Genomic DNA, 13,506 nt, shown 5'->3' on the forward strand with positions numbered 1-13,506 from the left:
TGAATAGAAATCTGCTACACTTTTCTATCCAAAATTAAGTACATATATGAAAGATAAACAATCTTCTACCAGATTTCAATCGGGTAACGTAATCCTCGTAGCAGCATCACATATGTTACACGATGTTTATTCGTCTTTTTTAGCACCACTAAGACCCCTACTAATAGAAAAATTTGGTCTCAGCCTAGCATTAGCGTCTGTATGGGATCTTATTATGCGTCTCCCTTGGTTATTAAATCCTCTTATTGGAATCATTGCAGAACGAACAGCACCTCGTTACTTTATTATAGTAACACCAGCCATTACTGCCATAGTGATGAGTCTGTTAGGGCTAGCTCCTTCTTTCACCATTATTTGTATTCTACTTTTTACAATGGGCATAAGTAGTGCCTTATTTCATGTACCTGCACCCACCATGGTTAAACGCTTATCGGGTAAATCGACAGGGCGTGGTATGAGTTACTATATGTTTGGTGGTGAATTGGCAAGAACTGCTGGACCTTTAATTATTACCGCATCGGTTTCCTATTGGGGACTCGAAGGCATTTGGAGATTAATTCCTTTTGGTTTAATTGCCTCATTTATTCTATATATTAAACTCCGAAACATCAAAATTTCCGATGGAATTAAAAATCAGCAAACGGAAAGAAAAGCTATTTTACCTATACTTAAAAAGTACTTACCTTTTTTCTGTGTACTCATTGGTATCACCCTGTTTAGAGCTATCATGAAATCGGGCTTAACGGCATTTTTACCTACCTACTATTACACCGATAAGGGAGAGAGCCTATGGTTTGCCAATTCTGCATTAGCTGCTTTTCAGCTTGCTGGTGCTGTGGGAACCATTCTTGCAGGTGGTATTTCAGACCGAATTGGACGCAAATCCACTTTACTGATAATAAGTATCATGTCACCCATTATGATGTTCTTGTTTATAAACACTGCGGGATGGATTTCATTTCTATTTCTAATTTTATTAGGCTTCTTTGTTTTTGCTCCAGGACCAGTATTAATTGCTCTTGTGCAAGATAGATCAAAAGAATTCCCTGTATTTATGAATAGTATTTACATGACAGTAAGCTTTATCACTTCAGCAGCTGCCGTATTCTTCGCCGGTCTATTAGGTGACTGGCTCGGTCTTGAAAAGACATACCTTGTTGCCTCTATCCTAGCATTAGGTGCTATTCCTTTTGTCTTGTTTTTAAAGAAGAATTAATAAATAATTAAACCACAGCTCCTGCAGATATGTTATCTGCAGGTAAGGAATTTGGAGCAGCACGAAAAAATATAGGTATCGCTCCTACGGAGCTTTAAATTTCATGATTCAAACTTTACTACCATACTTGCGTTCCTAACGGAACTAAAATGAATAATCCCATAGCTCCTGCAAATATGCCATCTGCAGGTATAGATTTGGGGATTTATAATCTCCTTTTAAAGGAAAGCTCGTAGAGCTGATAGTATGGTAGAAATACCATAATCCAAGCAAAATAAAGTTCCAGAGGAACGACAGACAAAAACATTTAACCTATAGCTCCTGCAGATATATCATCTGCAGGTTAAGAGTTGAGTATTTATTCACTTCGTTCATGAAGCATGTTAGTAATTCCCCTTTTAAAGGAAAGCTCATAGAGCTGAAAAGATGGATTCCAAATTGATGCACAAATAAAATAGAGACTATAGGTGATTAAAATATGTTTTTTAACTTCGTGTGCTCAAAAATCTGGCATGAATAGAAGAAAAAGACAATATAGTATTCGTAAAATATTAACGGCCATCGCCATATGCGTAGGCCTTATATCATTGCTGTTTATAGATAGAACTCCAATACAAAAAGGCAAAACTGAAGCCCAGGTTTCTATTCCTGTACTCAATAAAAGTGAAAGTAGAGCTTTGCGCCGTTACGATAACAATTATCATCTTAAGCTAGCCCAAGCGAAGGGCTTAAAAAAGCCTTTGGTTTCTAAAACCGAATATAAAACAAACGCAGAAGAATTTAGTCAGCATTATCAACTCGATAAAATAACCGATAATGAATATTATGAGATTCCACACCTAAGCTATTCACTTCCCTATTTGCAAACACCAGCAGTTGATTTTCTTGAGTTACTTGGCGAAGAATTTTGTGACCAACTCGAAGAACTAGAAATTAGAAAATATCGATTTTCTGTTACATCGATATTACGAACCCTAGAAGACCAAAAATCGCTACGCAAAAGGAATGTAAACGCAACATCCAATAAGTCATCGCATTATTATGGGAGAACCTTTGATATTTCGCAAACACGTTTTTTTGAAAGAGGGAATAGTAAACCTGTTTATTCGTATCGCCTTCGAAATATATTACTGCGAGTATTAATTGAACTACAGGATAAAGGTAAATGTTACGTTCTACTTGAACGTCAAACAAAATGTATTCATATAACTGTAAGATAATCTAATAGGTACTTCCTTTTAAGAAATATAGAATTTAAATACCAATAGAATCAGTACCATAGACCACTAACTTTAATGAAAAAGCTTTACAAATCAATGACTTGTAAAGCTTTTTTATTGTGCCCAAATCGGGACTCGAACCCGAACAACCATAAGGCCACCAGCCCCTCAAGCTGGCGCGTCTACCAATTCCGCCACCTGGGCATGTTTGCATTAGCAAAAGTAATAAATATGTTCTATATGCAAAGTAAAAAGAAGTCCAAATCGATTTTAAATAAAAACATAAATTACACGGGTACTGATTTTCAGACTCTAAGCGAAAAGGTGATTTCAAGGCTTTTTATATCTTTGCACTATATTATAATATATTCAACATGCCAGAACAGATACAAGACTATAGCTATCTCGATAAAATAGCCCTACAAAAAGAGAAATGGAACGATTTGAACAAATCGGAATTACAGGTGATGTGCTTCAGAACCTTCCTGCTTTACGGGCAATCTCAGAATAAAAACATGATACTCACCGTTTTTGAGATATATGAGTTTCTTATGGCTAATACATCATTAACAGAACGAACCAAGATGCTAACCGCTCTTAGTGCTAACATTAGAAAGAAGAATGCAAAGGCAATTATGGGTCTTTTTCCTTTTATTCAAGTTGAAGAAGATGCTAATATCATTCGTACAGCTGCCCAGTTTTTTATCAATCTATCGGTTATATCAAATAAAGAACCCTTATCAGGAACAAAAATTCTATTGGAACTAATTCGTGAAGACTTAAACGATTCACGTTCGGCCTATGTTCTTTTGGGTTTACTCGATGTCGATAACGAAAAAGTGAATACACAGGTAAGCCTTATTTATACTGAACTGGGTAGTGAGGTTAAAACCATTCTTCACAATAATGGCGTAAAAATATAGAAGACTCACAATAAAAGACTTTAAAAAAGCGATTCTGTCATGGAATCGCTTTTCTTTTTTCTCCACAAGAGAGATTCGTTAGAAGGAAAATTGAATATCTAATAAGGGTTCCCCGAATTTAGCGCTGTCTCAATATTAATTTTTTCATCTGGTAAGTGAACATCACGTAGGGTTGGTCCGAAAGAAATCATATCCATATTTGGATATTTATTAAGGCTTAAACCGCATTCTAAACCTGTGTGAATAAAACAAACAATTGACTCACTATAAAACAAAGGTTCGTCTAATTTAACGACTGCTTTAAAATTTGATGAATCTAGTTTTAGAGCCCCGCAAAACATCAAAATCCTCAGTTTTTAGATCTTTCCTTATAAAACAACATCAATAACCTGCACAATATTAAATTCTCGCTGTAAACATCACTACATTGCGAAATGGTAATATAAATTTCACTCCCATCAGAAGCTCAACCGAAACAAAAACTGAGATACAGAATACCATAAAATAGATATCGAATAAACAAACACTCAAAGTATCTAAAGCAATCTCATTAACGTGCGATATATATTGAAAGAATAAATCTCTTGCTCATTAGTCTAAAATAGGCTTTTTAAACCTCATGCAAACCTTAAGTTTTCAAACTATCCTCTAAAATATCAATACAAACTTCGAAGTGTTATAGTCATTAAAATTAGCTGAAAAAAATATTTATAAAATCCCACTATAAATTGACTTAATAAAAATAAAAAGATAACTTTAAAGGGAGATACATATTAGTATCAAAAAACAAAAAAAGGAACTTCTAGATTTTGTAGATATTTGATATCGATTTTGATTGGCATTTTAACTGATTCAATTCTCACCAAATTTTTTATCCATATTTCATAAGCTTCAACCACGAAATATTTATATTGAATTTGATCTCAGTATTTACTGTTGTCCTTAGAATTTCAATTTTGGAAACGCTCTTTATTTTCTGTTAAAAAATTAACGTAAATCACAATACTGTATTTAAACAAACAGATTGTAATTATGTATTACAAAAAGCCCTTTTGCGTTCAAAAAAAGATGCTCAAAAAAATTAATTTGAGCTATTAAAAATAAAATAAAAAATCCTAACTTGAGCTTTAAATCAAGTTATTATAATGAAATTTGAATATAGTGTTTGAAAATAGTATTTAAATCGTTTGTACATGAACTATCTTAAATTTGATAAAGCTAAACTGGTAAATACCGAATATTCTTTAAAAAGAGAATTTGTTCGAACGAACCGAGCAGGCTCCTTTGCTAGCTCAACAATAATCAATTGCAATACGCGTAAATATCACGGTCTACTTATTTGTCCTATCGATAATTTTGGGGGTGAAAACCACGTCTTATTATCAACTCTAGATGAAACGCTTATTCAACACGGATCTTCATTCAATCTAGGTATCCATAAATTTCCGGGTATGTATAGCCCAAAAGGCAATAAGTATGTTCGTGGATACGAAATGGGACCAACATCTTCAATTACATATCGAATTGGGGGTATGGTATTGAAAAAGGAATTACTACTCGTTGAAAAAGAAGAACGCATTCTAGTTCGCTACACTTTATTGGAGGCAAATTCTCCAACAATTTTACGTCTTCAACCTTTTTTGGCTTTTAGAAACAGCCATTCATTAACTAGAGCTAATTTAAATGCCAATACACGCTCTGAGATAATAAATAACGGGATTAAGATCAAACTGTATGATGGATTCCCATATTTGCATATGCAAAGCTCTAAAGAGTCTGAATTCATTCATGTTCCTGATTGGTATTATAATGTTGAATACAAAGAAGAAAAAAAGAACGACCTTGAATGTAATGAAGACTTATTTGTTCCAGGTTATTTCGAGATGAAAATAAAAAAAGGTGAAACAATCATTTTTTCTGCCGGCACAAAAGAAATTGACCCTAGTACCATCGTTAAACTATTTAATTCGGAACTTAAGAAGAAAAATAATTTCAATAGTTTTGAAAATTGTTTAGAAAATGCTGCTGTCCAATTTTTTTCAAGAAAAGGGAAAGAAACCAAAATTATAAATGGTTTTCCTTGGTTTAGTACTAGCGAACGAAATACCTACCTCGCTTTACCAGGACTAACTCTTGCTAGAGGTGACAAAAAAACCTTTAAAGAGGTTATGGACACTTCGGTAGCACGACTTAACAACCGCTATTTAAATGAAGAAAAATCTGATAAACGAGCCGCTGATGTGCCATTATGGTTTTTTTGGTCACTTCAAAAATTTCACGAATCAGGTGCTTCAAACGCTTCTATTTGGAAAAAGTATGGCAAACAAATGGAATTTATTCTCGACACGTATCTAGATGGTAAAAAACAATTCGTTGAAGTACATGACAATGGTCTTCTTTGGATCACTCGTCACGGTTCTACTTGGATGAATACTAAATTCAACGGTATTCCCGTAACAGAACGAAAAGGCTACGTGGTAGAGATAAATGCGCTTTGGTATAATGCGATCTGTTTTGCATTAGAATTAGCAAAAGATTCTAAAGACAAAGCGTTTATTGACAAGTGGAAAGATCTACCTGAAAAAATAAAGATTTCATTCAACGAAATTTTAACTTATAAAAATGGAAAGGCTGTATATGATTATTACGACGAAAATGGTGGTAATACTCGAGTGCGTCCCAACCAACTTTTTGCAGCTTCACTACCCTATTCGTGTCTAACTGATGAAACAAAAAAATGTATCCTTGACGAAATTGAGAGAGAACTACTTACGCCTCGTGGACTAAGAACTATTTCTCCTGACTCATCTATTTATAAAGGGACATTTAAAGGGTTTGAAGCACATCGAAAAATTGCTTATCATCAAGGTTGTGCTTTTCCTTGGCTATTAGGTCATTTTGCTGAAGCTTACCTTAAACTTCACAAATCAGGAGGACACGCACTAATTCAAAAACTATATGATGGGTTCGAAGTCTGCTTAAGTGAACATGGTTTGGGTACGATCTCTGAAATTTACGATGGAAACCCGCCTCATAAACCAAGTGGAGCAACATCGTATGCTTTGAGTGTCGCTGAAATCATCAGAATCAATAAAATGTTAAAATAAGTCATCTTTTAAATAGATTGGGTATGAAGGTACTAATGTTTGGGTGGGAATTTCCACCACATATTTCGGGAGGTTTGGGTACTGCTTGTTATGGTTTAACAAAGGGTTTATCAAAAATCAAAGATTTAGATATCATTTTTGTTGTCCCTAAAGCCTATGGTGATGAAGATCAAAGTAAAATGGAATTGATTGGAGCCAATGGTGTTCGTATTGAACAAGTGCAATCCCATATCGAAGAATTTAAAAATCAACATACCTATTTGGAGGTTGAATCTCAATTGATTCCTTATAACGATCCCGAAGAATATTATACATTTCGTAGCGAAGATCTTTATGGAAAAAACAAATTTTTCAAGGTTGATAAAGAAGGTAAAATAGAATTTTCAGGAACCTATGGGGCTAACTTAATAGAGGAAATTTACAAATACGCCTATGTTGCATCAACAATAAGTGCCGAATACGAACACGATGTGATTCATGCTCACGATTGGCTTTGTTATCCTGCAGGAATAGCTGCCAAAGAAGCCTCGGGTAAACCTTTAGTTATACATGTACATGCTACTGATTTTGACCGTAGCGGGGGAAATGTAAACCCACAGGTATTTGAAATTGAAAAAAAAGGAATGGATGCTGCCGATAAAATAATTACGGTAAGTAATCTAACACGAAATATTGTTATCGAAAAGTATGGACAAAATCCTGATAAAGTTACAACCGTATATAATGCAGTAGAACCTGTTCCTATTGAAGAAAAAGCAAAAGTAGGAAAAGGCGTTCAAGAAAAAGTGGTCACTTTTCTAGGAAGAATTACCATGCAAAAAGGACCAGAGTATTTTGTTGAAGCTGCCCATCAAGTTTTAAAAAAAATGGATAATGTACGCTTTGTTATGGCAGGAAGTGGCGATATGCTTGAAAAGATGGTTGATCGTGCAGCAGAACTGGGAATTACAGACAAATTCCACTTTACTGGGTTTTTAAAGGGCGACGATGTTTTTAAAATGCTTGGCATGACTGACGTATACGTTATGCCATCGGTATCGGAACCATTTGGAATTTCGCCATTAGAAGCCATGCAATCCAACGTTCCCGTTATTATTTCGAAACAATCAGGCGTTGCCGAAATACTAACACATGCTATTAAAGTAGATTATTGGGATATAGATGCCATGGCAGATGCCATTTATGCTATTCTTAATTATGATACACTCTCTAAAGTATTTAAAGAAGACGGAAAAGAAGAAGTAGATAATCTAAAGTGGGCTAATGCAGCACTAAAAGTCTACGATGTATATAATTCTACTTTATAAATTATTTGTAACAAAAACATCAATAATATGAAGGCACTTTGTTTATACTTCCAAGTTCATCAACCATTGCGTTTAAGAAGATATCGTTTTTTCGATATTGGCAACGATCATTACTATTACGATGACTATGTAAATGAATCAACAATGAGAAGAATAGCAGATGAGTGTTACTTACCTGCCAATAAAATTATCTCTGATTTACTAAAAAAACACAAAGGTAAGTTTAAGATCACCTTCTCAATTACTGGGGTTGCTTTGGATCAATTCGAAATGTACACACCAGAAGTTATCGATAGTTTTAAGGAATTAGCTCAAACGGGTTGTGTCGAGTTTTTAGCAGAAACCTATTCCCACTCATTGACTGCTTTAACCAACAAAGATGATTTTTTCAAACAAGTAAAAGATCATAGTGATCGAATTGAGAAATTATTTGGACAACGTCCGAAAGTATTTCGAAATACGGAATTGATTTACTCTGATGAGATAGGTGAAATGGTTGCTGAAATGGGATATAAAGCAATGATAACCGAAGGTGCTAAACATATATTGGCATGGAAAAGCCCCAATTATTTATACTGCAATGCGATTAACCCAAAGTTGAAGATCTTGTTGCGCAATTATAAATTAAGCGACGATATTGCTCTTCGATTTTCATCTAAGACTTGGTCTGAATGGCCATTTACAACATCCAAATTTGTTCAGCAATTAAATGAAGTAGACAAGAAAGAAGATCTAGTAAATATCTTTATGGACTACCAAGTTTTTGGTGAATTTCATAAAAAAGAATCTGGCATTTTTGAATTCTTAAAGCATTTACCATCTGAAGTTATTCAAAATTCTGATTATAGATTCGTTACGCCTACCGAAGTCTCTTTAGAATATCAACCCGTTTCTCAAATTCATGTTCCTAATCCAATTTCTTGGGCAGATGAAGAACGTGATTTAGCCCGCTGGCAAGGTAACAAGCTGCAAAATGAAGCTTTAAATAAACTTTATAGTCTCCGAGAAAGTGTGTTAAAAGTAAATGATGAAAGGTTGGAAAAAGATTGGGAATATTTACAAGAAAGTGATCATTTTTATCACATGTGCACAAAAACTTATTTCGAAGATATCCCAACCAATCCAAATCCTTACGGATCACCTTACGAAGCCTTTATCAACTTCATGAATGTATTGAGTGATTTCCAGCTAAGATTAAAAGCCTTGCAAGGAACGTCATCGGAAAATATGGATGACTTGAAAAAACAAATTGCAGCAAAAGATAAACTTATAAAAAAATATAAGAATGAGTTGGATGATATAAAAAAGGCAATTTGATTAAAGTGATTGAAAACAGTTTAAGTTTTTTCTCTAATTATTTGTTCTAAAAAGAATTGATATTTTCACAAAAACACTTTACAGAGATCTTCTAAACATATGGAAACCTCTCTAAAATATTAATAATTCAATACTAATGAAAGATCTAAAAACGAAACCAAATTATATATTTGAAGTTAGTTGGGAAGTTTGTAATAAAGTTGGGGGAATACATACCGTTATTTCAACTAAGGCCTTATCCTTGAAAAAAAATTTTGGGGATCAGATTATCTACATCGGTCCCGACATTTGGACTGAAAATAATCCATGCAAGGAATTTGAGGAAGATGCCAATCTATTTAAAGAATGGAAACAACAAATGGATTTCACTGGACTAAAAGTTAGAGTTGGCCATTGGCTAATACCAGGAAAACCTATAGCCATTTTGGTTGATTTTAAGAGTTTGATTCCTCGAAAAGATGAAATTTTTGCACGTCTTTGGGAAGTCTACAACGTAGAATCCTACGAAGCCGAATGGGAATATGTTGAGGCTGCACTATTTGGCTATGCCAGTGGTATGATAATTGAGAACTTCGTTGATTTGAAATTATCGGAATCAGATATTCCAATAGCTCATTTTCACGAATGGATGTCGGGAGCAGGCTGTCTTTATATAGAGATGAGCTCATCTGAAATTACAACCCTATTTACAACTCATGCAACCATGATGGGGCGCGTGCTAGCAAGCAATTACGAGAATTTATATGACAATTTGGAATCTTTTGATCCCAAAAAGAAAGCAGCTCAGTATCATGTTACTTCTAAATGTTCCTTAGAGTACGCAGCTGCCACAGCTGCAGATTGTTTGGCCACTGTAAGCGGCATTACAGCAAATGAATGTCGTCATTTTTATGGTCGCCCTGTAAATATTGTCACTCCCAATGGATTCGAAGATGACTTTGTTCCTGTTGGTGCTGAACTTGAGGAAAAAAGAAGCTTATCTCGTTACAAATTAAAACAAGTTACCGAAGCTTTAATTGGACACAAATTATCTGCTGATACCATGTTTATAGGAACCAGTGGTCGTTATGAATATAAAAATAAAGGAATAGACATCTTTTTGGAATCCTTGGCTAAACTTAATGCCAACAAAAGCCTCGATAGAGAAATTGTAGCTTATTTATTAATACCCGGTGATCAAAAAGGTCCTCGTGAAGATTTATTAAATAATATAAGTAACAGAAGTGACAGCCACGTACTGCCTAATCCTTTTATTACTCACAATTTAAATAACTACAATGATGCCATTCTTAATAAAATTCAAAGTTTAGGTTTTACCAATTCGGCAGATAGTAAAGTAAAAGTTATTCTTTGTCCTACATATTTAAATGGCGAAGATGGAATTTTCAACCTATCTTATTACAACTTGCTTGTAGGTCTTGACTTATCTATTTTCCCATCATACTATGAACCTTGGGGCTACACACCTCTTGAAAGTATCGCTTTTAAAGTGCCTACAATAACAACCTCTTTAGCTGGTTTTGGAAAATGGGCAACCGATTTTGATGGTAATAATTTAGAATCGGTGGGCGTTGAAGTTCTAGAACGTACCGACCATAATTCATTGGAATTAGTCGAAAACTTGAGTACTTCTATTTTATCCTTCTCAAAGAAATCATCAACAGATTTTGAAGAGGTTAGAAATAACAGTCAAGCATTTTCTAAAAATGCGCTATGGCGTCTTTTTATCAGTTACTATCATCAGGCATATAGTATTGCCATTAAAAATAATGTAAACAGAAACCTTACCGATAGAGACGAAAATTTTGACGACTTAAACCAACAATTCGGAATTAGTAAAGCCAATAAAGTCAATTGGCGAAAATTGTTTATCGGTTCAAACCTACCAGAACAAATAAAAGGACTAGAAGATCTTTCAATGAATATTTGGTGGTCGTGGAATTACTCTGCTATATCTTTATTTAAATCTATAGATCCTGAACTTTGGAAAAGGTGTGATGAAAATCCAATTCTACTTTTAAAACAAGTAAGCAGTAAACGCTTATCTGAGTTGATTGTTGATAAAGATTTTATGAAGAAATATAATAAAATCTATCAGGATTTTAATGATTATATAGATGTAAAACCAGATGAAAATAAAGCAAAAATTGCTTATTTCTCTATGGAGTATGGTCTAAATGATAATCTAAAAATATATTCAGGTGGTCTTGGTATTCTAGCAGGAGATTACATGAAAGAAGCCAGTGATTCAAATGTGAATATGGTTGGAATTGGATTTATGTATAGGTTTGGCTATTTCAAGCAAAGTCTGTCTTTAAAAGGAGAGCAACAAGTAATCATCGAAGAACAAAAATTTTCTCACTTACCTATAACACAGGTAAGAGATTCTGCTGGATTACCCCTAACAATAAGTGTTGAAATTGCAAATAGAACTGTAACTGCAAAAATATTCCGTGTAGATGTAGGTCGAATTCCTCTCTATTTATTAGATACCGATACGAAAGTTAATGCAGAAGAAGATAAAGTTATTACGCATCAACTTTATGGTGGCGATTGGGATAATAGAATCAAACAAGAAATATTATTAGGTATAGGTGGTATTAGAACTCTAAATGCGCTCGATATAAATCCTGATTTATACCATTGTAACGAAGGACATGCTGCATTAATTAATGTAGAACGACTTATACAGTTAACGGCCAAATCTCATTCTTATAGTGAAGCCCTTGAAATTGTAAAAGCAGGCTCTTTATTTACAACACACACGCCTGTACCAGCAGGTCACGATACTTTTGAAGAAGGTATGGTTCGTTATTATCTTCCTTCTGTGCCTTTACAACTAGGAATTAATTGGGAACAATTTTTAGCTTTAGGAAGAGTTAATCCTAAAGATCATAAGGAAAAATTCTCAATGAGTAATTTAGCAGCCAATACATCTCTACAAATGAATGGTGTAAGCTGGTTGCACGGAAAAGTGTCTCAAGAAATGTTTAACAATCTATATGCTGGATTTTTCCCTGAAGAATTACATATAGGTTATGTTACCAATGGCGTCCATTACCCATCGTGGACAGCTAAAGAATGGCGTTCGCTTTACGAATCGGAATTCTCCAAAAATTTCATTCATGATCAGTCAAATCCTGAATATTGGAAAAAAATATACAATGTAGCCGATGAGAAAATTTGGGAAAACCGACAAATTCTCCGCAAAAAACTCATTAATTATATAAGAACTCGATTTAGTAAAAATTGGATTAAACGTTACGAAGACCCTCGCAAGATGGTGAATACAATTGAGGGAATTAATGAAAATGCTTTAACCATTGGTTTTGCTCGAAGATTTGCAACCTACAAACGTGCGCATCTTTTATTTAGCGATTTAGACCGTTTATCTAAAATCTTGAATAATCCAGAACGACCAGTTCAATTTATTTTTGCTGGGAAAGCACATCCTGCTGATAAAGCAGGTCAGGATTTAATTAAGAAGATTGTTGAGATATCGCGCCAACCAGAATTTGCGGGTAAAATCCTATTTTTGGAAAACTACGATATTGCACTTGGCAAACTCTTAGTAAGTGGTGTAGATATTTGGATGAACACGCCAACCCGACCTCTTGAAGCATCGGGAACATCAGGTGAAAAAGCCGTAATGAATGGTGTTCTTAACTTTAGTGTACTTGATGGCTGGTGGCTAGAAGGCTATAGAGATGGAGCAGGTTGGGCAATCACTGAGAAGAAAACCTATGAAAATCAGAATTTCCAGGATCAATTAGATGCTCAAACCATATACTATATGTTTGAGAACGACATTATTCCTTTATTTTACGATCGTGAAAATGACAAATTACCGGTAAAATGGATACAATATATTAAAAAATGTATTGCCGAAATTGCACCACATTATACAACTAAACGTATGATGGATGATTATAATGAGAAGTTTTACTCTAAAATGTATGAAAGGGTTAAAAAACTGAAAACAAATGACTACCAAATGGTTAAGGATATTGTTACGTGGAAATATCATATTCTTAAATATTGGGACAAAATTGAGGTCATTTCGGTTGATACCCCAAATTCACAAAAGAAACAATACATCTCTAGTGATATTTATCATATCGAAGTTGTATTAGATTTAAAAGAGCTTATTGACGATTCAATATGTGTTGAGTTGGTACTTCGTTCGTCTACCGACCCCAAAAATTTGGGGAAAATAGAGACACGAAAACTAGTTCTCGATAAAAAAGTTAATAGTCTAGCTTTCTACAAATTAAATCTACCTCTTTCTGATGCTGGTGTTTTCGATTTTGGACTTAGAATGTATGCCGATAACGAAAATTTACAACACCGACAAGATTTTTGCTACGTGAGATGGATCTAAAAAACACCAATTGTGTTTAATCAGAATAAAGAAAA

Annotated in this window: 8 protein-coding genes and 1 tRNA gene; 7 read left to right on the forward strand and 2 right to left on the reverse strand. The window is 34.3% G+C overall.

Annotated features, from left to right (window positions below):
* The first annotated feature begins 46 nt into the window (after positions 1 to 46).
* Both EMN46_RS15860 and EMN46_RS15865 read left to right on the forward strand, forming a co-directional pair.
* Complete coding sequence (locus EMN46_RS15860; RefSeq protein ID WP_154201801.1) at positions 47 to 1,216, forward strand: MFS transporter; 1,170 nt, start codon at positions 47 to 49, stop codon at positions 1,214 to 1,216.
* 512 nt (positions 1,217 to 1,728) lie between these two features.
* Complete coding sequence (locus EMN46_RS15865; RefSeq protein WP_154201802.1) at positions 1,729 to 2,436, forward strand: DUF5715 family protein; 708 nt, start codon at positions 1,729 to 1,731, stop codon at positions 2,434 to 2,436.
* A 120-nt stretch (positions 2,437 to 2,556) separates the two neighbouring features.
* On the opposite strand, the gene EMN46_RS15870 is transcribed toward EMN46_RS15865, so the two are convergent.
* Positions 2,557 to 2,640: transfer RNA gene (locus EMN46_RS15870), tRNA-Leu, on the reverse strand.
* Positions 2,641 to 2,810: 170 nt separating this feature from the next.
* Here EMN46_RS15870 and EMN46_RS15875 point away from each other — a divergent pair.
* A complete protein-coding gene (locus tag EMN46_RS15875; RefSeq protein ID WP_154201803.1) occupies positions 2,811 to 3,359 on the forward strand; it encodes a hypothetical protein in 549 nt (182 codons plus the stop codon).
* A 98-nt stretch (positions 3,360 to 3,457) separates the two neighbouring features.
* Here EMN46_RS15875 and EMN46_RS15880 read toward each other — a convergent pair whose 3' ends face one another.
* Positions 3,458 to 3,703 carry a hypothetical protein gene (locus EMN46_RS15880; RefSeq protein ID WP_154201804.1) on the reverse strand — a complete coding sequence of 82 codons (246 nt, stop codon included), beginning with the start codon at positions 3,701 to 3,703 and terminating at the stop codon, positions 3,458 to 3,460.
* 849 nt (positions 3,704 to 4,552) lie between these two features.
* On the opposite strand from EMN46_RS15880, the gene EMN46_RS15885 reads away from it, so the two are divergent.
* From EMN46_RS15885 to glgP, 4 genes are all read left to right on the forward strand, one after another.
* Positions 4,553 to 6,466, forward strand: coding sequence for a glycogen debranching enzyme N-terminal domain-containing protein (locus EMN46_RS15885; RefSeq protein WP_154201805.1), 1,914 nt, complete (start codon positions 4,553 to 4,555; stop codon positions 6,464 to 6,466).
* Positions 6,467 to 6,489: 23 nt separating this feature from the next.
* Complete coding sequence (locus EMN46_RS15890) at positions 6,490 to 7,773, forward strand: glycosyltransferase family 4 protein (protein ID WP_154201806.1); 1,284 nt, start codon at positions 6,490 to 6,492, stop codon at positions 7,771 to 7,773.
* A gap of 27 nt (positions 7,774 to 7,800) precedes the next feature.
* Complete coding sequence (locus tag EMN46_RS15895; protein ID WP_154201807.1) at positions 7,801 to 9,090, forward strand: glycoside hydrolase family 57 protein; 1,290 nt, start codon at positions 7,801 to 7,803, stop codon at positions 9,088 to 9,090.
* Positions 9,091 to 9,226: 136 nt separating this feature from the next.
* Positions 9,227 to 13,471 carry an alpha-glucan family phosphorylase gene (glgP, locus tag EMN46_RS15900; RefSeq protein ID WP_154201808.1) on the forward strand — a complete coding sequence of 1,415 codons (4,245 nt, stop codon included), beginning with the start codon at positions 9,227 to 9,229 and terminating at the stop codon, positions 13,469 to 13,471.
* The last annotated feature ends 35 nt before the right edge of the window (positions 13,472 to 13,506 follow it).

The organism is Ancylomarina sp. 16SWW S1-10-2 (genome assembly GCF_009669305.1).
Taxonomy (GTDB): domain Bacteria; phylum Bacteroidota; class Bacteroidia; order Bacteroidales; family Marinifilaceae; genus Ancylomarina.